This is a genomic window from Bacillus sp. FSL K6-0994 (assembly GCF_038630815.1).
GTDB lineage: Bacteria > Bacillota > Bacilli > Bacillales > Bacillaceae > Bacillus > Bacillus safensis.
The window spans coordinates 3095032-3117804 of sequence record NZ_CP152043.1 but is presented as its reverse complement, the minus strand read 5'-3'; the positions used below and the strand labels follow the sequence as shown (position 1 = coordinate 3117804).

The following is a 22773-nucleotide window of genomic DNA, read 5'->3' as shown; positions in this document are numbered from 1 at the left end:
AGAGGAACTCATCATGAAAAAATTACTAGTGTTTGGATTAACGCTCTGTTTCTTGCTGCTTGCCGCTTGCGGCGGACAACAGGAAACAAAGAATACAACAAATGAAAAGACCAATGGAACACCAAAGATTGCTTCCTTGTCTATTCATTTAACAAATGACTTATTAGCACTAGGTATCAAGCCGGCGGGCTCTGTTGTAGGAGGAGACTTAAAAGATTTCCTTCCACATGCGAAAAAGCAGCTGAGTCAGACGAAGAAGCTCGGCATTGCAGCTGATCCAGATATGGAATCACTGCTTGCGTTACAACCAGATGTCATTTATGTTGATGAAGAATTAGCCGGACAAGACTTATCGAAATATAAAAAGATCGCTAAAACAGAAGTGTTTAATTTAAATGATGGCACATGGCGGGATCATTTGAAAAAAATCGCCAAACACGTCAATAAAGAAAAAGAAGCGGATCAATATATTAAGAATTACAATCAAGAAGCAAAAGAAGTCAAATCGCTCATCAAGAAAAAGATTGGAAACGGGAAAGTCATGGCGATCCGTGTGACAGCAAAGGAGCTTCGTGTATTTAGCATGAAGCGCCCAATGGGTCCTATTTTATACGAGGATTTAGGCCTGACACCTGTCGATGGTGTGAAAAAGCTGGACAGCAAGCGCCCATTTGAAGTGATTTCTCAAGAGGTTCTTCCTGATTATGATGCTGATGCGATCTTTGTCGTTGTCAACCGTGATGATAAAGCGCAGCAGGCATTCAAGCAATTAGAAAAGACTCCGATTTGGAAGGGTCTAAAAGCAGTGAAGAAAAACCAAGTCTATCCGATTGCCGATCAGCCGTGGCTCGATTATTCAGCTCTAGGCAATAAAATGGCATTGGATGAAGCAAAAGAGATGTTTTCTAAATAATAGCAAATGAAATCAGGCATCATTCCGCATGTAGGAATGATGTCTCTTTTTTTGATTCGTTCTTCTATTCATTCGGCGGCTGCATACATATGAGAGAGAACAAGCAATACCGCCCGTAAGAAGAGGAAAGGGAGGGGTTACAGTTGGAGGTTCAAAAAATTAGTGCAGGTACAATTGCAAGGCTTGTGCTGCTTTTACTGGCGCTTGTTAACAGTGCGCTAACCGCTGCGGGAAAAAGCCCAATTCCTATTGATGAAGAAGGCGTTCAGCAATTTATCACGCTGGCTTTTCTGGGAATTACATCACTATGGGCCTATTGGAAAAACAATGATATAACGAAAAAAGCACGAACAAAAAAAGAAGAATAAAAGAAAAAAGAGCCTTTCATGAATCAAAGGCTCTTTTTCATCGAAGCGTCAAACGCCTCTCCCCGCAATCATTCTTCCTGAAAGGCTTACGCCCGGCGTTCTCCCATGTTGTTGAGGAAAGCTTTTACTTCCTCAATGCTTAAACCAATTGCCTTCGCTTCACTCATTAGACGCTTCCACTCTGCGATATTTGAATCAGTCAGCTTTCTATGGGTGACATGTAACGACTTTTCTTCCTGCTCCTTTCGGTACGTTTGGAGCAGCTGATAGAGCTCTTCTTTAGGCATGCCTGATTGGACGGCACTCACAATATGCTCCCGCCATTCGTGTTCACCACCCTCAGCATAATGAAACATCATCGTCTCTGCATCAAACAGCTCTTGTAAATCGATCTCTAATGAAGAGGATACCTTTTTTAAGAACTGGACAGATGGATTTCTGTGGACACCACGCTCAATTTTGCTCAAATATGACTTAGAGACATGAGCATCCTCAGCCAGCTGCTGAATCGAGTATCCTTTTCTCTTTCGGTAAATGCGTATCACCTTGCCTATCATTCGATCAATGATCTCCCTTCTCCCCGGCGAATAGTTCTGCGACCTTTTCGTTCATTATAAGAAATAAATTGTTCTTTATAAAATTCAAAAACGTAAGAATCAGGAAGTAAACAAAAGAAAACGAACGATTTCGTTCTTTAAAGAGAACTATAAGACCTATTATGACATTTTTCTTTGCGGGTATTATCTTTTATAATCCAATCATTAACAAAAAGAAACCATATATAACCTTTTTATGATGAAATCGGGAGGTATCTATGAATGAGAATATAGGTTTTAAGCAGCTGTTTTCTGTCATTAAAGAGAAAATGGCCCTTCTGATCCTGATTGTCCTGATCGTAACGGGCATTTCAGCCTATTATCAGTTCTATGTCTCGACTCCTGTATATCAGGCAACCACTCAAATTCTTGTTCATAAACGCAGCAATGACGCACAAGCAGATTTAAACGATATTCAGATGAACCTTCAATATACACGTACCTTTCAAGTTTTATTAAAAAGCCCAATCGTCATTGAAAAAGTAAAAGAAACACTCCATCTCACAGAATCAGCAGAAGGACTAAAGCACAAAATTGCCACAAGTACAGAAAATGAGTCTGAGGTCATCAATATTTCTGTACAAGATGAGGATCGCGCGAAGGCAGTCGCCATTGCGAATACCGCAACAGAGGTGCTGCAAGAAGAAATCAAAAAAACAATGAATATGGATCGCATTAATGTTTTGTCTGAAGCCAAGCTGTCCAACACGATTCTGATGAATTCAAGGAAATTCGTTCATATCGTTCTGGCACTAGGCGCCTCTTTATTAGGAGGCATGACACTCATTTTCTTAATGAATTTACTCGATGATACTGTAAAACGAACACATCAAATAAGAGAAGAGATCGGATTGCCGTCGCTTGGCAGTGTCTATCAGATGCAGGCAGACAGGAGGGCCAAAAAAGACAAGCAGTCCGTCATAACGGGAGGACAGAACATTGATCTTTAAGAGGAAGAAAAGAGAAAAGAGAGATTTATCCTGTATTTCTGTATTAAATCCTCACTCTGTCATTGCGGAACAATTTCGTACGATCCGAACAAACATCGAATTCACATCGATCCAAACAAGGCTGAAATCGATATTAGTGACCTCCTCCTTACCGAAGGAAGGGAAATCATTTACGGCTGCAAACTTAGCAGCTGTTTTTGCACAGCAGAACAAGCGGGTGCTGCTCATGGACGCTGATTTGCGAAAGCCGGCCGTCCATGAATATTTTGACCTGAGTCATCATACCGGTTTGACGAATGTGCTATTAAATAATTGCAGCTTGGAAGAAGCCATTTTACCGACACCGATCGAGCATTTAGAGCTGCTTCCGAGTGGAACCATTCCGCCGAATCCAGCTGAGCTGCTCTCCTCTTCTGTGATGAAGCAGCTCTTTTATGAGATTGAACAGCAATATGACATGGTGATTGTTGATTCCACGCCGCTTCTGCCAGTTGCAGATGCAAAGATCTTGGCGAACCGGACGGATGGGAGCATTCTCGTTGTCTTAAGCGGCAAAACAAAGATTGCTGCTGTGAAGAAATCAAAAGAAGTATTAGAAGGAACAACAAGTAAACTGCTTGGAGCTATGCTAAATGGCAAGAAAGAGAAAAAGGGCAGGCTGTATATGTATTAAAAAGATTGATAGGTGATGTCTCCTAATCTTTAACAATGGAGGCACTCGATCCTGCTGTGGGCATAACCGTGCCTTAGATGCTCGTCATCAGTAGTGGGATGTGAGGACGGGTTTGATGCCCATGTTACGTAAGAATAGTGATGCTTTAAAAAGGGGGAGGAGCGTTGACTTACGCCCAAAGATTATCAATCATCGTAGCACTAGATTCATATCTCATCTTAGTTGCCGTCTTTTTTGGTTTTCAATTTGTCCAAGAGGCGGCTTTAACCGTTTATACATTTGAAATGCTCGCCATTTCTTCACTCAGTCTGCTCATTGGGCACCATATATTTGCCTGCATGTTTCATGTGTACAAGCAAGTATGGGCTTATACAGGAGTAAGAGAGTTATTTTCTTTAATGAAGACCTTTGTGTGTTCTTTTTTATTTTCGATGACGATGCTGTACCTTTTCGTGCAGACATGGCCATTTCGGTTTTTATTCATCGTGTGGCTTTTTCATATCTTATTCATCGGTGCATCTCGTATGGCTTCTAGGCTATTTCATGATGGGGCAAAACGGCTTCAAGCAGAAAAAGAGCGGGCATTAATTATTGGCGCCGGATCAGCGGGGACCATGCTCGTTCGTCAGCTTCAGCAATCGAGTGATGTACATATTGAGCCAGTCGCCTTCATCGATGATGACAAGACGAAACATCGGCTTGAAATTATGGGTCTGCCAGTCATAGGAGGAAAAGAACAAATTCAAACAGCTGTCGTCATGATGGATATTCAGAAGATCATCATCGCCATTCCGTCCAAAAGCAGCCACACCTTAAAAGGGCTGTATAAGGAATGTGTCGCGACCGGAGTCAAAACACAGATCATGCCGGAAATGGAGCAGATTTTAAAAGGAACCCATGCGCTGAATCAATTACGGGATGTACAGCCAGAGGATTTACTAGGGAGAGAACCGATTCAATTAGATACGAGCCGTCTATCTGCTCATTTAAAGGGAAAAACAATCATGGTCACAGGGGCAGGCGGATCAATTGGATCAGAAATCTGCCGTCAAATTTGTGTGTTTGCTCCTCAAGCGATTGTACTTGTGGGACATGGAGAATTTAGCATTCATTCTATTTTACTAGAGCTGAAAGAATTATATGGAGGCAGCATCAGACTCTATCCACAAATTGCGGATATTCAAGATAAACAGAAAATGAGTGAAATCGTTGGTCAATTTCAGCCGGATATGATTTATCATGCTGCGGCACATAAGCATGTCCCGCTCATGGAGATCAGTCCGAAAGAAGCTGTGAAAAACAATATTATCGGGACAAAAAATGTCGCAGAAGCCGCACACGAGCACGGCATTGAAACATTCGTCCTCATCTCATCTGACAAAGCGGTCAACCCTGCCAATGTGATGGGAGCCACAAAGCGGTTTGCTGAGATGCTGATCATGCAAATGGGGGCAAGCAGCGAAACAAAATTTGTTGCCGTTCGATTTGGAAATGTACTCGGAAGCAGAGGGAGCGTCATCCCTATTTTTAAGAAACAAATCGAGCAAGGCGGGCCGGTGACGGTCACGCACCCAGCCATGACAAGATATTTTATGACCATCCCAGAAGCATCAAGGCTTGTGATTCAGGCAGGTGCACTGGCAGAAGGAAGACAGATTTTTGTTTTAGATATGGGGGAACCAGTGAAAATCGTGGACCTCGCAGAAAACCTCATTCACCTCTCAGGCTACACCACAGACCAGATTCCGATCACTTTCACAGGCATTCGTCCTGGAGAGAAAATGTACGAGGAATTACTCAACCAGCATGAAAAAGCACAGGAGCAAATCTTCCCGAAAATTCATATCGGCCATGCGCTGGATGGTGACCCATATGTGCTGAACCGCTTTATCCATGAATTTGACATGATGAGCGAAGAGCAAATGAGACAAGCATTATTTGCTGCCATTGAGTCACATGATATGTTGTCCGAACAGATGAAACGAGAGGAGGAGCCGCTTGTCAATGAAGAAAAAAGTCTTGTTTTGCGCAACGGTTGATTATCACTTTAAAGCCTTTCATCTTCCGTATTTCCGGTGGTTTCAGGAACAAGGATGGGAAGTGCATACAGCGGCAAACGGCCAGCTGAAGCTGCCCTATGTGAATCAAGCTCACTCAATTCCGATTCAGCGCTCTCCTTTTCATGTACGCAACCGGCTTGCGTATGTAGAACTGAAGAACCTGTTAGCAAAAGAGCACTATGATTTCATCCATTGCCACACACCAATGGGAAGTGTCATTGGCAGGCTCGCAGCCAAAGGTACGCGCAAAAAAGGAACGAAGGTTCTCTACACGGCACATGGCTTTCACTTTTGGCAGGGGGCGCCGCTTCAAAACTGGCTGCTCTATTATCCAATAGAGAGATTTCTAGCCCGCTATACAGACGCTCTGATCACCATTAATGGAGAAGATTTTAAAAGAGCCGACCGTCTATCCAAAGAGCGGACATCTGTTTATTATGTGCCCGGTATGGGTGTGGATATGAAACGGTTCGCACCTGTCGATGAAAAAGAGAAGCAGCGCCTTCGCGCAGCCTATGGCTTTTCCTCGGAAGATTTTATCGTGCTGTGTGCTGGTGAATTAAATACGAATAAAAATCAAGGGATGCTCATCAAAGCATGTGCGCAGCTGTCTAGGAAAATACCAAATATAAAAATCGTGTTTGCGGGGGAAGGGACAATGAGGCCGAACTATGAAAAGCTTACCCGCCAGCTCCATCTTGAAAATCATGTCCACTTTGCTGGGTTCTGCAAACAAATAGAGGAATGGATGCATATGAGCGATGTATGTGTTTCCACCAGCTTGAGAGAAGGGCTCGGCATGAACCTGCTTGAAGCGATGTCGGCAGAAAAACCTGTGATTGCAACGGAGAATAGAGGACATTGTGAGCTTGTCAAACATGGCGTCAATGGTTTTTTAGTTAAACCGCAAGATGTGAATAGTTTAGCTGATTACTTGCAGCAGCTCTACGACAAAAAAGATCAGCTGCCCCTCATGGGGAAAGCGGGACGCTCTATGGCTCATGCATTTGCACAGGAGCAGACGGTCAGTGCAATGGAAGAAATTTATACAATCTATATGGATCAAGCAGAGAAGGTGATACAGCATGCATAAACCAAAGGTGTCTATGATCATGGGCGTCTACAATTGCCAAGAGACAGTAGAAGAAAGCATTGAATCTATTCTTCATCAAACATATGAAAACTGGGAGCTCATCATATGTGATGACGCATCAACAGATGGCACTTATGAGAAAGTGCTGTCTTATACAAAACGACATCCTGAAAGAATTCGCCTGATCCGCAATAAACAAAATCAAAGACTCGCTGCCAGTCTCAATCGCTGCCTGGCTGAAGCGAGGGGAGAGTTGATTGCAAGGCAGGATGGCGACGATCTATCAGTGCCTGTTCGTTTAGAAAAACAGGTTCATTTCCTCGATACATATCCTGAATATGATGTGGTCGGTACGGCGATGACGGTTTTTGATGAATCTGGAACAAAGGGTGTGCGGGCACTTGTTTCAGAGCCCGATCGGAAGGTGATGGCAAGAGGGACTCCTTTTTGTCATGGGACCATTATGATGAGGGCTTCTGCTTACAAGGCTTTACATGGATATCGCTCTGTGAAAACAACAAGGCGGATGGAAGATATCGATCTTTGGATCCGCTTTTTTGCTGCTGGGAGAAAAGGCTTTAATTTACAAGAGCCGTTATATCTGGTGAGAGAGGATGATGCGGCTTTTCAGCGGCGGAAGTTTCGATATTCGATAGATAATGCCTGGCTCGTTTTGAAAGCATGCTGGCTATTAAAGCTGTCGCCGCTTGACTATTTATTTGCTCTAAAGCCAGTGGTCCGTGCTTGCTTGTCACCGAAGATCATGAAGCTTTATCATCGCCGGAAGCTGGCGTCGTCTATGCTGAAGAGGAGGGCGGTTCGGGATGAGTGAGCCAAAGCGCGTGCTTCATATTGTGGGCGGGATGAACCGCGGCGGAGCTGAAACGATGATTATGAACATTTATCGTGCACTCGACAGGAATGTCCTTCAATTTGATTTCATTACCCACCGGCAGGACGTCTGTGATTATGATGAGGAAATTCGCCGGCTTGGGGGACGCATCTTTTACGTCCCAAGTATTGGGGCGTCCTCTCCGGTTGCTTTTGTGAAAACATTGACCAAGACAATTAGGCAAACAGGGCCCTATCAGGCAGTGCATGCACATACGGATTTTCAGACAGGCTTCTCCGCACTTGCTGCCAAACTAGCGGGGGTGAAGGTGCGCATTTGCCATTCACATAATACAGCGTGGAAGCCGTCGCCAAACTGGCTGGATCATATGATGCTCAAAGGGTTTCGCCAGCTGATCTTTACATTCTCTACACAGCTTGTTGCATGCGGCGAGGATGCCGGTATCTTTTTATTTGGACAGAAAAAAATGCAGAACGGGCAAGTTGAGGTGCTTCCAAATGGGATAGATTTATCCCTTTTTTTTCAGCCTGATCCAGACGAAAAGGCAGAGATGAAAAAGCAGCTCCATCTTCACGAAAAAAACATGGTCATCGGTCATATTGGGCGGTTCCATGAGCAAAAAAATCATGTTTTTTTTATGGAGCTGGCACAGACCTTAAAGAAGCAAGGAGTTTCATTTCAGCTTGTCCTCGTAGGGGATGGACCGCTGAAGCAAGTAGTCGAATCGTATGCGGAGAAGGCAGGCTTGATGGATGTCGTTGTCTTTACAGGTGTCGTATCAGACGTTCCGCAGTATATGAAAGCATTTGATGTATTTGTGATGCCTTCCTTGTTTGAAGGTCTTCCGCTTGTATTAGTGGAAGCACAGGCGTCTGGTCTGCCTTGTGTGATTTCAGATCATATTACAGAGGAAGTAGATTTAGGCTGCGGGCTTGTGAAAAGGAAGTCGCTGCGAGATTCCGCGCATGAATGGATGAAGGCGGTGCTTGAAGCATATCATGCAGAACCTCCTCTTCAAGAGACCATTACCTCTCAGCTTGAAAAAAGAGGATTTGATGTGAAACAGAATATTACACGTGTGATGAATCTATACGGACTGTAAGGAAGGAAGAGCAGATGGCGGTTTATTTGGTGAATATGATCATGGTCTATTTATGGTCGAGCTTTGCCGCATTCTACGGCAGGCGTGATGATACCATTCAAAGCGGATGGCGGCCTAATAAGCTTCTGGTGTTTTTTCCGTTTCTGTTTCTTTGTATCGTAGCTGGTATTCGGTATAAAGTAGGAACCGATTTTGTCACATATGGCCAGATGTATGAGTTCTCCATCAATTACGAAAAGCCTTGGCATATATTTGGATTCGGTGTGGATAAGGCCGCAACGGATCCAGGGTTTACGTTTATTTTATGGATGCTTAATCAACTGTCTCATGATCCGCAAATCATGTATATCTCAGTCGGGGCCATTACTTATTTTTTTATCATAAAGACGCTTATTCAATATGGCCGTCCATTTGAGCTGAGTATGCTGCTTTTTCTTGGGACCTTTCATTATTATGCGTCATTTAATGGCATGCGTCAGTATATGGTGGCAGCGATTCTTTTTTATGCCGTCCGGTTGGTGATCAATGGACAGTGGAAATTGTATTTTCCGCTCGTCCTTGTATGTTCATTGTTTCATTCATCCGCTCTCATCATGATTCCTGTGTATTTTATTGTGAGAACAAAGGCTTGGTCTTGGATGATGCTGGTCTTATGCCTGGTGTTCTTAGGCTTAACCGCTCTTTATGACCGTTTTGTCTCAGTGTTTGTCGTGATGCTGCAAGGCAGTTCATATGGTCATTACGAGGAATGGCTCACAACGAATACGAATGGAATGAATGTGACAAAAATCGGTGTCTTGATTTTGCCGCTTCTGCTTGCTTTTTTTTATCGAAAACGACTTCGTGAGCTGACGCCTGAGAGTGATTACATTGTGAATTTTTGTTTGCTTGGTTTCTTGTTTGGCATCCTTGCAACGAAGGATGTCATTTATGCAAGATTTCATATTTATTTTGGCTTGTATCAGCTCATTTTACTGCCATATTTCACACGCATTTTTGATCAGCGGTCTAATGTGTTTATGTATGTAGGGATTGCTGTTTGCTATATTCTGTACAGCATCATGCTGATGCCGTTTGATTCTTCGGTTTTGCCGTATAGAACGATATTTACAAAGTAGATTTGAAGAAAGGTGGGGCATGCTGTAATGCCAGCTATCAGTCTATTGGTCGCAGTTTACAATACGAGTCAATATGTGGAGCAATGTCTTCAATCAATTGCAGATCAAAGCTTTTCTGATATAGAAGTCATTCTTATCAATGATGGATCGACCGACCGCAGCGGTGAATGGCTTGAAGCATTTGCTGAGCGTGATGAGCGTTTCCGGGTAATCCATCAACCCAATCAAGGGTTAGGCGCTGTGAGAAACCGGGGCATCGAGGAAGCGAAGGGGACGTATCTCGCCTTTGTGGATTCAGATGATATTCTCGCTCCTCATTACTGTGAAGCTATGTATGAAAAAGCCGAAATGACCGGGGCAGATCTTATTGTGAGCGAGTATTGGATTCAATTTGAACAGTCAAAGCGAACGATAGGAACGACGCTGTTAGACAAGCGCTCAGCCGAAAAAACGGATTTAATCAAAGCGTTATTACACGGAGACTTGACTGGATTCTCATGGAATAAGCTGTATCGGCGTGCCTTTATGGAGGAACACCACATTCGATTTCCGCTGCGGGGTGAACTTGAGAACATTGAAGATCAATATGTGACGCTGCGCTGTTTTTCTTTATCACGCAGCATCGCTTTTGTTCATGAGCCCCTTTATTATTACAGGGTTCATCTGTCATCTATTGTGCAGCGATATCAGAAGCAGTATTTTCATCATGGACTGAGCTTTTATCATGCACAGCGCTCTTTTTTAAAAGAGCATGATGACATCTCTCTGTATGAGAAAGCATTAGACTTTTTTATCGTCAATCATACGCTTCATTGTATGCTCAACGAATGGAAGAGCCAAAATGATCTCTCTATTCAGGAAAAGCTTGATCACATGCGTGAAATGATCACACATGATGCTTTTCAGCATGCCGTCAAACAGGTGGAACTATCGAAGCTCACGGTTCGAAAGCGAATGATTTTATTTCTTGCTAAGTGCCGATTGGTTTATCCGCTTTCTGCCGCGGCTTCTAGCTATCAAAAATGGATCGAATATCAGACAAGGAAATAGGGGTGATGGGATTGACAGTGCAGCAATTGAAGGCAAAAACCGCAGAGTGGCTGCTTTTAAAGGTCAAATATCCGCTTGAGTATAGACTGAGCCGCCAAAGGCTGCCAGAGCTGAGTCATCAGAAGAAAATCATTCTCACGCTGCTGCCGGGCCATGATAATTTAGGGGATCATGCGATTGCCTATGCGAGTTATTGTTTTTTAAAGAAACACTTTCCAGCCTATGACATCATAGAAGTGGACATGAAGGATATCTATCGCCTTGCCCGTCCGCTAAAGCGCAGCCGGCATCCAGAAGACATCGTCTGTATGATCGGCGGGGGCAATATGGGGGATTTATACCGGTACGAAGAATGGACGAGACAATTTATCATCAAGACCTTCAAGTCCTATCCCATGATCCAGCTGCCTGCTACTGTACATTTTACAGAAACAAAGAGAGGGAAACGAGAGGAGCGCCGCGCCATTTACACGTATAGTCAGCATCCAAGACTACTCCTCATGGCAAGAGATCAAACAACCTATGAATGGATGAAGCTTCATTTTCCTGATCAAGATGTGTGGAAACAGCCTGATATGGTGCTGTCATTAGACGAATCATCAAAGGATGAAACACGTGAAGGGGTTTTGCTTTGTCTGCGTGAGGATCAAGAAGCGTATCTCACAAAGAAGGAGCGCCAGCAGCTGCAGCAGCATATCCAAGAGACATATGATCAAGTCGGTTTGATCACAACGACAATTGGCAGACGAGTCGATCGAACAACTCGATTAGATGAATTAACGGATTTGTGGACGGAGTTTAAACAAGCACAGGTCGTCGTGACAGATCGTCTGCATGGCATGATTTTTTGTGCGATCACTCATACACCGTGTGTTGTCCTTAGATCGTTTGATCATAAGGTGATGGAGGGATTTGAGTGGGTGGCTCACCTTCCGTTTATGACCCTTTTAAAAGAACCAAATGAGGCAGCTGCGAAAGAGGCAGTTCATCAGCTGATGAAAACAACCGGTCAAAAGGGAGAGGAAGCTGGATGAGGGCTCTTAAACGCTGCGTGAAAGCACAATGAATCGAGCGTTTCTTTACAATGCCAGTGCGAACTTAATCACGTTTGTCCTAATGATGCTTATGTCTGTATGTTTAACACCTTATATTGTTCGTACGCTTGGGGTGGAAGCATTCGGCTTAATCCATCTGACACAAAATATGATCAACTATTTATCGGTCATTACGGCTTCGTTAAGTGCGGTTGTTGTGCGATTTTTTTCTGTGGCGGCTCATAAAGGAGAGATGGAGAAGGCGCAGCGCTATCTCGCTTCCTATTTCGTCAGTTCGTTTTTACTATCGATCAGTCTCTTTTTGCTTTGTCTTTTCATATCTCAACAGCTGGTTGAGTGGCTTCATGTGCCTTTTCATCTCGCGAAAGATACACAGACCGCCTTTATTTTAGGGGGTCTTTTATTTATGCTCAATTTCGTCATGTCTGGCATTGGGGCTGCACCGTTTTATGCGAATAAGCTCTATGTATCAAGTGTTGGACAGGCGATTCAAATGTTTTTGAGGGCGCTGATGATTGTCATCCTGTTTACATGGACGACACCAGCCATTTGGCATATCCCGCTTGCGGCCGTCATTGGAAGCTTAGCGGCTATGGGAATCGGTATCTATTATTTTAAGAAACTCATCCCATGGTTTTCGTTCAAGTGGCGGCACGTCTCATTATCGTCTAGTCTCACTCTTGTTCGATCAGGGGTCTGGCATTCATTTGAGCAAATGGGGATATTGTTGTTTTTACAAATTGATTTATTGATGACCAACTTGCTCATTGGAGCGGAAGCGACGGGCCAGTATGCGGCAATTTTACAGTTCCCATTATTATTACGCACACTGGCAGGGACACTGGCCGTTGTGTTTGCACCAACGATCACGAAATTTTATTCGAATCAGGACAAAGAGGGACTCATTCAATATGCTGCAAACGCCATTAAGTGGAGCGGCTTATTTGTTGCGTTCCCAGCCGCACTTCTAGGAGGTCTCGCTGGTCCGCTCATGCTTTTATGGCTTGGGCCTGCCTTTGAAGAACTGAAATGGCTTCTTATGATTCATGCGGCTTATTTATGTTTGACCTTGATGTTTTTACCGCTCACATATGTGCCGACTGTGTTTAATCGATTGAAAGTTCCTGCAGTTGTCACCCTTATATTAGGTGTCTCTAATGTGCTTTTTGCCTATGGATTGACTCATATGCTGCAGCTTGGTTTATATGGCATTGCATCAGCGGGGGCAATGGTTTTATTGATTAAAAATATTGTGTTTCTGCCATTTTATACAGCCAGGATCACGAATCAGAAACGCACTATCTTTTACAAGCATACACTGGTTCCACTTGCTGGAGGGCTATTTATTTGGGGCATCTGTGCGGGGATTCAGGCGGTATATAACGTGACTTCATGGTGGGAGCTGTTTTGTATTGGCGGGCTTTGTTTCATTCTCTATATGGGCTACTTGTATCTGTTTGCAGGAACGAAACGAGAGCGGATGCAGCTGATGCGTAAGGTAAAACATGCGGTCTCCCGCTAATATGAAAAGGAGATGCAATGATGAAAAGAATGATAGATGTGACGGTAGCATTGACGCTGCTCATCGCAGGCAGTCTTCTTTTTCTTCTCATCTATGGACTGATTAGATGGAAAATTGGAACGCCTGTGGTGTTTCGGCAGAAGCGGCCTGGTCTGTATGGCCGGCCTTTTATGCTATATAAATTTCGGACGATGACCGATGAACGCGATGAACATGGGGTGCTGCTGCCAGATCATCTGCGATTAACAAAAACCGGCGCCTTGATTCGAAAGCTTAGTCTTGATGAATTGCCGCAGCTTGTCAATGTACTCAAAGGAGAGCTTAGTCTTGTAGGGCCAAGACCGCTTTTGATGGAGTATTTGCCTATGTATACAGAAGAACAAGCAAGGCGTCATCTTGTGAAGCCAGGCATAACAGGATGGGCACAGGTGAACGGCCGGAACAAGCTTACCTGGGAGGAGAAATTCACCTATGATCTTTGGTATGTCGAGCATCAATCGTTTTGGCTCGATATGAAAATTTTATGGATGACCTTGCTGAAGGTCATGAAAACAGAGGGGGTGCAGCAGCCGGATCATGCCACAGCTGAAAAATTCAAAGGAACCGATATATAAGAAGAAAACCATTGGTTTAATTGGGGCCGGAGGACATAGCAAAGTCATCCAAGATCTCATTTTTGCACATGCCGATTACTCATTATGTGCGGTGTTAGATGATCAATTTGAAGAGGCGGTCACTCAAAGCGGGATTTTGTATGGACCGATCTCCATGAGTGAGCAGCTGAGAGAGACAATGCCTCATATGAAATGGCTGATTGCGATCGGACAAAATGAGATCAGACAGCTCATCAAGGAACGCCTCTCATTTGAAGATACAGCGTTTGCCACACTCATTCACCCAGAGGCGGTGATGAGTCCGTCAGCTGTCATTGGAAGGGGGACTGTCGTGATGGCAAGGGCAGTGGTTCAAGCAGATGCAGCCATCGGTGAGCATACGATTATAAATACAGGGTCTATCGTCGAGCATGACTGCAAACTCGAATCGTTTGTGCACCTGTCACCAGGCGCGGTGCTGACTGGCGGTGTTTCCGTGCGGGAAGGTGCCCATATTGGGGCTGGTGCCGTGGTGACACCCGGTACAACGATCGGATGCTGGACGGTCATTGGCGCTGGAGCGGCAGTGACAAGAGATATACATGATCATAAGGTCGCTGTAGGAATTCCTGCAATTGAAATCAAAGACCGGAGAGAAGGTGGGAAGTGATGAAAAAAAGGAAGCGAATTTACTTATCTCCTCCGCATATGAGCGGAAAAGAGTCTCTCAAAATAGAGGAAGCCTTCAAGAGCAACTGGATTGCGCCGCTTGGACCGCTTGTGAATGAATTTGAACAGGCAGTGGCGGACTATGCAGGAGTGAAGTCAGGAGCGGCTTTATCCTCAGGAACAGCAGCGATTCACCTTGCTTTAAAGCTGATAGGTGTACAAAAAGGAGACATTGTCTTTTGTTCCACCCTCACGTTTGTTGCAACGGCAAATCCGATTTTATATGAACAAGCTGAGCCCGTTTTTATTGATTCTGAAAGGGAGACATGGAATATGTGCCCGCTTGCTTTAGAGAAAGCCTTTGTTGAATCAAAACGTCTTGGTAAAAAACCTCGCGCGGTCATCGTTGTCCATTTATATGGGCAAAGTGCAAAAATGGACGAGATCATGGCTTTGTGTGAAGCATATGATGTACCAGTCATTGAGGATGCGGCTGAATCGTTAGGCGCGCTTTATAAAGGAAGAAAAAGCGGCTCAATGGGCAGGTTCGGTATCTATTCTTTTAATGGAAATAAAATCATTACAACATCAGGGGGCGGAATGCTTGTGAGTGATGATGAAGCTGCGATTGAACGATGCCGCTTTCTTGCTTCACAGGCCAGAGAACAAGCGATGCACTATGAGCATCAAGAGATGGGATACAACTATCGCATGAGCAACCTCTTAGCAGGGGTCGGGATTGCTCAAATGGAAGTGCTGGACGAGCGTGTTGAACAAAAGCGCCGCATTTTCCAGCGTTATCAGGACGCTTTATCAAAATCAGAGGGTCTTCATTTGATGCCAGAATATCAAGAAACGAAATCCAACCGCTGGCTGACGGCCTTGACCATTGAATGTGACACACAATTGTCTCCAGCAGATATCATTGGTGCTTTAGAAAAAGAACAAATCGAAGCAAGGCGTGTATGGAAGCCGCTGCACCAGCAGCCGCTCTTTCGTCATTGCCCTTTTTATACTGCGGAAAAAGGCACTCCTGTATCTGAGCTGTTATTTGAGCGGGGGCTTTGTCTTCCGTCTGGAACGAGCATGACAGATGCAGATCAGGAGCGTATCATCCATATACTCCATGACATGCTGCGAGAAAAAACATTTACCTCTTCACAGGCTGCTCATTCGTAAGCAGCCTGCCTCTCTTTCTATCAAATTCCTCAATTTATGGAATAAATAGGAATAAGTGTTGTCATTTCGTATCAAATATGATATTGACAACAGGTGCCTTCCTCCTTAAAATGAAAATGATTATCAGCATCAATTAGGAGGAACAACTTATGTCTATTTGGAGAAATTTTCCGAAAATTAAAATAAATTCAGCATTACCATTTCTGCTTATTTTCTTTTTACTTGTAGGATGCTCTCAAACAAACAATGGAGCAGAAGGCAATAAGGATCATCCTGATATGATCACAATGGCGTGGCCAAGAGATATTGGTGAAATGAATCCACACGTATACAACCCATCACAATTATTTGCGCAATCAATGATTTATGAGCCATTGGTCAGCTATCAAAAGAATGGTAAGCTGAAACCTGAATTAGCGAAATCATGGGATGTTTCAAAGGATGGCAAGGTGTATACGTTCCATTTAAGAGATGGAGTGACATTCTCAGACGGCTCTAAATTTAATGCGGACATTGTCAAAAAGAACTTCGATACGATTTTAAAAAATAAAGATTTACATAGCTGGTTAGGTGTCATTAAGAAAATCAAAAAGACAGAAGCCGTTGATAAAAAGACATTTAAACTCACATTAACAGCACCTTATTATCCAACTGTGCAAGAATTAGCTGTTGTTCGTCCAGTTCGTTTCTTAGGTGAAGCAGGTTTCCCTAAAAACGGAGATACGTCAAAAGGAATTGAAAAACCAGTGGGGACAGGCCCTTGGGTTTTAAAAACATATAAGAAAGATGATTATGCCATTTTCGAACGAAACGATCATTATTGGGGAGAAAAACCAAAGGTAAAAGAAATCAAGGTAAAGGTCATCCCAGATGCGGAAACGAGAGTCATGGCATTTGAAAAAGGTGATGTGGATTTACTTTACGGAGAAGGAACCATTAGCCTTGATTCCTACAAACAGCTTGAGGCAAGCGGCAAGTATGAAACGAAAATGTCAGAGCCTGTTGCAACGAGACAGCTTGTTATGAACACAAAAGTGAATCAGCTGTCAGATGAGAAAGTGCGTCATGCCCTTCAATATGCCTTCAATAAAAAATCAATGGTAGAAGGGGTCACCTCAGGTTTAGAGGATGAAGCAGATCACATCCTGCCGACTAACATGCCGTATACGTCACACATTCAAGTGAAGTCTTTCAAATATGATGTGGACAAAGCCAAAGCATTGCTGGATGAAGCGGGCTGGACACTTCCAAAAGGAAAATCCGTTCGTGAAAAAGATGGGAAAAAGCTTGAGTTTAGTATGATGTATGACTCAGCGGAATCGATTCAAAAAGCGATGGCGGAAACGCTGCAAGCAGAATGGGCAGCCGTTGGTGTCGGCGTTAAGCTTGAGGGTGTGGATTTGGCCACACAGGTTCAGCGCTTTAAAGCCAATAAGTTTGATATGAACTTCTTTAGCAACTACGGAGCGCCGTATGATCCGCATACATTTATGAACGTTCTCTCATCAGATGGTTTTGGATTCAAAGAAGCCATTTCAGCCTACCCAAATAAGGAAAAGCTGATCAAAGAAATGACGGAAATTCCATCCACAACAAATGAAAAGAAACGCAAAGCACTGTATTCGTCTGTTTTATCCTCTTTACAGGATCAAGGGGCAATTGTGCCAATCTCTTATTTTAAAAAGACAGCCGTTTATCAAAAAGCTGTGAAGGACTTTGAATTCCCTGCAAATCGTGATGAACATCCTTTCACAGGCATTAAGCTGAAGTAACAGAAGGAAGGTAAGGAAATGGGCCGCTATATCGTCAAACGAGTGCTATCAATTATTCCTGTATTTTTATTAGCTACACTGCTCACAACTGGTATGATTCACCTCTCGCCAGTTGACCCGGCTGAGGCATATTTAGCAGCGGCTCATATTCAGCCTACGGATGAAATATTAGCGCAAAAACGAAGTGAATTTGGCTTAGATGAGCCATTTTATATGCAGTATCTTCATACCATTGAAAAAGTCATTCACCTTGATTTCGGCCAGTCGTATATGTCCAATCAGCCTGTCGTTGATGAGGTGATTTATCGAATACCGGCGACAATTCAATTGGCGCTTACCAGTCTGCTGATCGCTATTTGTGTCAGCATTCCGCTCGGCTTTTTCAGCGGCATGAGGAAAAATGGTGCCGTGGATCATGTGAGCCGGCTCATTTCTTTCTTAGGAGCATCTATCCCGACGTTTGTCTTGGGGTATTTGCTCATCTTCTTTTTTTCAGTGAAGCTTGACCTCTTACCAGTTGAAGGGATTGGAACATGGGAGCATCTCATTCTGCCGTCGATCACACTGGCAGTCCCTTTAATTGCTACGTATACAAGGCTGTTACGGTCAAGTGTGAGTGAGGCGCTTCAAGAGCCTTTCGTTCAATATGCGAGAATTAGAGGATTGAAGGAACAATCGATCATGTTCAAGCATGTGTTCAGAATGGCGATATCGCCGATGCTGACCGGACTTGGGGTGAACCTTGGCAAGCTCTTGACCGGAACCATTATTGTAGAGGCTGTTTTCTCATGGCCGGGGTTTGGCCGCTTTTTTATTGAAGCGATCTTTAACCGGGATCTGCCTGTCATTCAATTTTATGTCCTCATGTCAGCCTGTATTTTTATCTTGAGCAGCTTGATCGTTGACTTAGTTCAGCTGATCATTGACCCCCGTATTTCTAGAAAGGAAGGCCGCCAGCAATGATGACAAAAGTAAAACATCTCTTCTCTCATCAAAAGATGATCTCGATCTGCGCTTTGCTGCTCGGTCTCCTGCTGATTGTGACAATATGTGCACCATGGATCGCTCCACATGATCCGGCAGCTGTCAATCTAGCGATGAAGCTAAAGGGGTCTTCGTGGGAGTATCCTCTTGGGACAGATCAATTAGGGCGATGCAATTTATCTCGTATTTTATATGGTGCGCGCGTTTCGCTCGGCTGTGCGTTATTAATCTTTCTTTCTTCGTTATTCATTGGTTTAATTGTCGGCCTGTTTTCAGGATACAAAGGCGGCTGGATCGATCACGTATTGATGAGAATCTGTGACGGCGTCATGGCATTTCCCAACCTGGTGCTGATCCTTGGATTAGTCGGCATCTTCGGTCCGGGACTTTCTCAAGTCGTACTTGCCTTGATGCTAGTGCAATGGGTGTATTATGCCCGCGTCTTCCGAGGAATGGTGCTCAGTTTAAAAGAACAGAACTTTATTGCAGCTGCGAAGATCAGTGGAACCTCGCACTGGAACATTATGAGAAAGCATATGATTCCCAATGTTCTGCCGCCATTAGCAGTCATTGGAACACTTGAAATGGGCTGGGCGATTATGGACATATCAGCGATGTCCTTTCTCGGATTAGGCGTTCAGCCTCCTATGCCTGAATGGGGAGCGATGATTCATGAAGGAAAGTCGTACATTCAAACGAATCCTCAGTTAATGCTGTACCCAGGTCTTGTGATCATGGCTGTGGTGGTTCTGTTTAATTTACTAGGAGAAGCCCTTTCAGAGAAATATGGCATCAAACGCCGTGTGTAAAGGAATGATCAATGTGCAAGAGTCCATTTTACAAGTAGAGAACCTGCATGTGCAGACGAAAACTCCTCAAGGGCCAACCCCTCTTATTCAAGAAGTCTCGTTTGAAGTAGGGCGTGGTCAAATTCTTGGATTAATCGGTGAGAGCGGCTGCGGGAAAACAGTAACAAGTATGTCGATCTTACGGATGCTTGATCGAAAAACAACTGAAGTCACTGGCAGTATCACATTACAGGGACGAGAATTGATCGGTATAAGTGAAAAGGATATGCGTTCCATTCGGGGCAAAGACATCTCGTATATTATGCAAAATCCAATGAACAGCTTTACGCCGGTATGGACAATCGGCCATCAGCTGGTTGAAACCATCCGCCGGCATACTGCTGTCAGTAAAAGGCAGGCACGATCACAGGCAATAGATGCGTTAGCGCAAATGAATCTGCCGCAGCCAGACCAGCTGTTCAATAAGTATCCTTTTGAATTAAGCGGAGGGATGCTGCAGCGTGTCATGATTGCCATGGCTGCCTGTATGCACCCGCCCCTCATCATTGCAGATGAGCCGACAACCGCATTAGATGTACACAATCAGAAAAGGGTGCTTCAGCATCTGAACCAAATTCGTCATGAACATGGAACGGCCATTTTACTCATTACGCACGATCTTGGTGTCATTGCTGAAATGGCAGATCAAGTTGTCGTCATGAAACAAGGAGAAATAGTTGAAAAGGCGGGAGTTCTTGAACTTTTTGAACAACCAAAGCATGATTATACAAAAAAACTATTAGCAGCTCGTCCATCCATCCCAGCTGTTTGTCCGATTTGAGGTGAGAAGTCCCTTGCATTTATTAGAAGTGAAAGCAGTCAGTCATGCGTACAACAGCCGGTCGTTTCTAGTCAGAAAAAAAGGCGCAGCCCCTGTTCTGAAAAGCGTCGATTTAACTATTGAAGAAGGCACCTGCCTTGGGCTGCTGGGACAAAGCGGCGCAGGGAAAAGTACACTGGGCCGCATCATACTTGGTCTAGAGAAACCAAGAGCTGGACAGGTTCTTTTTGAAGGTCAGGATGTCTATCGTGCAGATCAGCCAACACGTAAGCATTTTCGCCGGCATGTGCAAGCGGTGTTTCAGGATTCCTATTCGGCGGTAAATCCAAGGTGGACAGTCGAACAAATTTTATCTGAGCCGCTTGAAAACTATGAATCTATGAGCCGGAAGGAACGTAAAAACATACTGATTCACTGGCTGGAAAGAGTCGGGCTCGGTGAAAAGGATTTGTCTAAATATCCGCACCAATTCAGCGGCGGTCAGCTGCAAAGGATCAACATCGCTAGAGCCTTATTGCTCCAGCCAAAGCTCATTGTGCTTGATGAATCTGTCAGCAGCTTAGACATGGTGACGCAGGCTGTCATTTTAGATTTATTAGTAGAATTAAAGAAGGAGCTGGGTGTGGCTTACTTATTTATTACACATGATATAACAGCAGCCTATCACTTATGTGATCAATTGGCGATTCTTGATCAAGGAGAGCTTGCTGCCCAGTTTCAATCAAAGGATGATTTTTTTTCATCAGAAAAGGAAGCGGTGCGGAAAATGAGAAATGCAATGCTCGCAGACCATCCTTTGTCACGAACGATTGGCAGACCGGTTCGGTAAACTTCATTTTATCAATACCTCAGCGTGTAGGTCTCAAGCTGAAAAAAAGACAAAGGGCGAAAAGAAAGATTTTAGCCCTTTGCAGGCAATCTGCGCCTCTTTTAGGAAAGAGGCTATTTTTCATGAAAGGCAGGCGGCAGCGATGAACCATCGAGCGTATTTGGCTTTGGCCATTCCTTTAACAATTTCAACGATGACCACTCCATTACTTGGAGCTGTTGATACAGCGGTTGTCGGTCAGCTCGCAAATCCCGCTTACATTGGAGGCGTTGCGGTCGGCAGTCTCATTTTCAGTACATTATATTGGCTGTTTGGTTTTTTGCGGGTCAGTACATCTGCTTTTGCCGCCCAGGCAAACGGAGCGCAGAATGAGGAACTAGGCGTTCTTGCTTTTCTAAGACCTTTTTTCGTCGCCGTCATCGTCGGACTTTGTTTTATTGCTCTGCAATGGCCGATCATTCAATCTGCTTTTCTAGTGATCTCTCCTGATGCTGATGTCCGTCAATTTGCCGCAGACTATTTTCATATTCGCATTTGGGGAGCGCCATTTACTTTAATGAATTATGTCATATTGGGCTGGCTGATGGGGATGGCAAAAATGAAAGAAGCTCTTTCATTACAAATCTTGATCAATGTCATGAATATGGCGCTCGCATTTCTGCTTGTTCATGTGTTTTCGTTTGCAGTCAAAGGAGTTGCGGCTGCGACATTGATATCTGAACTAACCGCTTTTGTGTTAGGGGCATGGATCATCATGAAGCATTCGTCAAACGGATTCCAGATGCCTTCCATTAAGAAAATCATGGATACACAGGCAGTGCAGAAAATGTTTCATGTGAATAAGGATTTGTTTATTCGTACGATCTGTCTGCTAGTGGTCATCAACATGTTTACCGCAAAAGGTGCTTCTTTTGGTACAGAGCTGCTGGCAGCCAATGCCATCTTATTTCAAATTCACTACATCATGGCTTATTTGTTCGATGGTTTTGCCAATGCGTCCAGCATCCTTGTTGGCCGATCAGTTGGTGCAAATGACCGCACCCTCTATGAAAGAACCTTAACCCTTTCAAGGCAGTGGGCACTTGTCATGGCATGTGTCATTGCGTCGGTTTATTTTCTATTAAAAGAGCCGATATTGGGCTTGTTTACCAATCTCCCTCATCTGCTTGATGTGACATTACGCTATGCAGGCTGGCTCGTTCTTTATCCGTTTGCGGCTTGTTTCGGTTTGGTCATTTACGGCGTATTTACAGGTGCGACAGAAATTGCCCCTGTTAGAAATTCGATGCTGTTTGCGATGATTTTGTTTATCGTCGTTCAAACCGCGGTCACGCCCCTTTGGCACAATCATGGCCTATGGTTTGCCTTTATCATTTATACTGTCGGGCGGTCTGGCTTTTTGATGATGTATAAATCGAGGCTGGATCAGAAACTTTTCGCATATGATAAACACCCTTTACCATCTTGACAAAGGGTGTTCTTTTTCGTTCATTCGCTTTCTTTTTTCACCTTTTGATAGGCTTCATCAAGATGCTGAATTCGCTTCAATACAACCGCATTTTTGGTCAGCTGGTCTTGAACAAGCGTTGACACTACTGAGCGGTAATAGGCATTCATGGCATGAACCTTGTCTTCATTTTGGTTCATGGCGATGTGCTGCTTCAAGTTGTCGACAAAGTATGGAACGGAAAAAAGTTCAGACATAGAAATCACTCCTATTTCGTATATACGGTCCGTCAATCTTCATGTAAAATGATGAGAGGGA

The 22773-nt window shown here is 44.1% G+C and carries 23 protein-coding genes; 21 read left to right on the top strand and 2 right to left on the bottom strand.

Annotated elements, in window-relative coordinates:
* Positions 1-13: 13 nt before the first annotated feature.
* Together MHB69_RS16360 and MHB69_RS16355 are read left to right on the top strand one after the other, a co-directional pair.
* Entirely contained in the window at positions 14-913 is a 900-nt protein-coding gene (locus MHB69_RS16360; RefSeq protein ID WP_080701164.1) for an iron-hydroxamate ABC transporter substrate-binding protein, read from the top strand.
* 143 nt (positions 914-1056) lie between these two features.
* The gene (locus MHB69_RS16355) at positions 1057-1281 is read left to right on the top strand and encodes a phage holin (protein ID WP_024423530.1); all 225 of its coding nucleotides are present in this window, start codon (positions 1057-1059) and stop codon (positions 1279-1281) included.
* A gap of 86 nt (positions 1282-1367) precedes the next feature.
* Here the strand turns inward: MHB69_RS16355 and MHB69_RS16350 are convergent, their stop codons facing one another.
* The gene (locus MHB69_RS16350) at positions 1368-1838 is read right to left on the bottom strand and encodes a helix-turn-helix domain-containing protein (protein WP_024426096.1); all 471 of its coding nucleotides are present in this window, start codon (positions 1836-1838) and stop codon (positions 1368-1370) included.
* A gap of 257 nt (positions 1839-2095) precedes the next feature.
* On the opposite strand from MHB69_RS16350, the gene MHB69_RS16345 reads away from it, so the two are divergent.
* From MHB69_RS16345 to MHB69_RS16255, 19 genes are all read left to right on the top strand, one after another.
* Positions 2096-2827 (top strand): Wzz/FepE/Etk N-terminal domain-containing protein, encoded by a 732-nt coding sequence (locus MHB69_RS16345; RefSeq protein ID WP_024423528.1) that lies wholly within the window; start codon positions 2096-2098, stop codon positions 2825-2827.
* Positions 2817-3500, top strand: a complete 684-nt coding sequence (locus MHB69_RS16340) for a CpsD/CapB family tyrosine-protein kinase (RefSeq protein ID WP_024423527.1) — start codon at positions 2817-2819, stop codon at positions 3498-3500. The genes MHB69_RS16345 and MHB69_RS16340 overlap by 11 nt, the downstream gene beginning before the upstream one ends.
* A 164-nt stretch (positions 3501-3664) precedes the next feature.
* Entirely contained in the window at positions 3665-5539 is a 1875-nt protein-coding gene (locus MHB69_RS16335) for a nucleoside-diphosphate sugar epimerase/dehydratase (protein ID WP_061110108.1), read from the top strand.
* The gene (locus MHB69_RS16330) at positions 5505-6653 is read left to right on the top strand and encodes a glycosyltransferase family 4 protein (RefSeq protein ID WP_046313137.1); all 1149 of its coding nucleotides are present in this window, start codon (positions 5505-5507) and stop codon (positions 6651-6653) included. Before MHB69_RS16335 ends, MHB69_RS16330 begins: the two co-directional genes overlap by 35 nt.
* Positions 6646-7485, top strand: coding sequence for a glycosyltransferase (locus tag MHB69_RS16325; protein ID WP_046313141.1), 840 nt, complete (start codon positions 6646-6648; stop codon positions 7483-7485). Before MHB69_RS16330 ends, MHB69_RS16325 begins: the two co-directional genes overlap by 8 nt.
* Positions 7478-8608, top strand: coding sequence for a glycosyltransferase family 1 protein (locus tag MHB69_RS16320; RefSeq protein WP_342495777.1), 1131 nt, complete (start codon positions 7478-7480; stop codon positions 8606-8608). The genes MHB69_RS16325 and MHB69_RS16320 overlap by 8 nt, the downstream gene beginning before the upstream one ends.
* A 14-nt stretch (positions 8609-8622) precedes the next feature.
* The gene (locus MHB69_RS16315; RefSeq protein ID WP_034280988.1) at positions 8623-9726 is read left to right on the top strand and encodes an EpsG family protein; all 1104 of its coding nucleotides are present in this window, start codon (positions 8623-8625) and stop codon (positions 9724-9726) included.
* Positions 9727-9753: 27 nt separating this feature from the next.
* Positions 9754-10776 (top strand): glycosyltransferase, encoded by a 1023-nt coding sequence (locus tag MHB69_RS16310; RefSeq protein ID WP_034280986.1) that lies wholly within the window; start codon positions 9754-9756, stop codon positions 10774-10776.
* Between the two features lie 5 nt (positions 10777-10781).
* The gene (locus MHB69_RS16305) at positions 10782-11810 is read left to right on the top strand and encodes a polysaccharide pyruvyl transferase family protein (protein WP_342495776.1); all 1029 of its coding nucleotides are present in this window, start codon (positions 10782-10784) and stop codon (positions 11808-11810) included.
* Between the two features lie 28 nt (positions 11811-11838).
* Positions 11839-13353, top strand: coding sequence for an MATE family efflux transporter (locus tag MHB69_RS16300; RefSeq protein ID WP_342495775.1), 1515 nt, complete (start codon positions 11839-11841; stop codon positions 13351-13353).
* 20 nt (positions 13354-13373) lie between these two features.
* Positions 13374-13967, top strand: a complete 594-nt coding sequence (locus MHB69_RS16295) for a sugar transferase (RefSeq protein WP_080943491.1) — start codon at positions 13374-13376, stop codon at positions 13965-13967.
* Complete coding sequence (locus tag MHB69_RS16290; RefSeq protein ID WP_342495774.1) at positions 13930-14616, top strand: acetyltransferase; 687 nt, start codon at positions 13930-13932, stop codon at positions 14614-14616. Before MHB69_RS16295 ends, MHB69_RS16290 begins: the two co-directional genes overlap by 38 nt.
* Entirely contained in the window at positions 14616-15794 is a 1179-nt protein-coding gene (locus tag MHB69_RS16285) for an aminotransferase class I/II-fold pyridoxal phosphate-dependent enzyme (RefSeq protein ID WP_034280979.1), read from the top strand. The genes MHB69_RS16290 and MHB69_RS16285 overlap by 1 nt, the downstream gene beginning before the upstream one ends.
* Before the next feature lie 149 nt (positions 15795-15943).
* Complete coding sequence (nikA, locus tag MHB69_RS16280; protein ID WP_335370802.1) at positions 15944-17566, top strand: nickel ABC transporter substrate-binding protein; 1623 nt, start codon at positions 15944-15946, stop codon at positions 17564-17566.
* Positions 17567-17584: 18 nt separating this feature from the next.
* Positions 17585-18529: a nickel ABC transporter permease subunit NikB gene (gene nikB / locus MHB69_RS16275; RefSeq protein ID WP_061110100.1), complete on the top strand. Its 945-nt coding sequence runs from the start codon at positions 17585-17587 to the stop codon at positions 18527-18529.
* Positions 18526-19359 carry a nickel ABC transporter permease subunit NikC gene (gene nikC, locus MHB69_RS16270; protein WP_070326035.1) on the top strand — a complete coding sequence of 278 codons (834 nt, stop codon included), beginning with the start codon at positions 18526-18528 and terminating at the stop codon, positions 19357-19359. Before nikB ends, nikC begins: the two co-directional genes overlap by 4 nt.
* A 4-nt stretch (positions 19360-19363) precedes the next feature.
* Entirely contained in the window at positions 19364-20179 is an 816-nt protein-coding gene (gene nikD, locus MHB69_RS16265; protein WP_181566857.1) for a nickel import ATP-binding protein NikD, read from the top strand.
* A 13-nt stretch (positions 20180-20192) separates the two neighbouring features.
* Entirely contained in the window at positions 20193-21008 is an 816-nt protein-coding gene (gene nikE / locus MHB69_RS16260; protein ID WP_034280968.1) for a nickel import ATP-binding protein NikE, read from the top strand.
* A 142-nt stretch (positions 21009-21150) separates the two neighbouring features.
* On the top strand, positions 21151-22476 hold the full coding sequence (locus MHB69_RS16255) for an MATE family efflux transporter (protein WP_214755382.1): 1326 nt from the start codon (positions 21151-21153) through the stop codon (positions 22474-22476).
* A gap of 20 nt (positions 22477-22496) precedes the next feature.
* Here the strand turns inward: MHB69_RS16255 and yvfG are convergent, their stop codons facing one another.
* The gene (yvfG, locus tag MHB69_RS16250; RefSeq protein WP_024423509.1) at positions 22497-22712 is read right to left on the bottom strand and encodes a protein YvfG; all 216 of its coding nucleotides are present in this window, start codon (positions 22710-22712) and stop codon (positions 22497-22499) included.
* Positions 22713-22773: the final 61 nt, after the last annotated feature.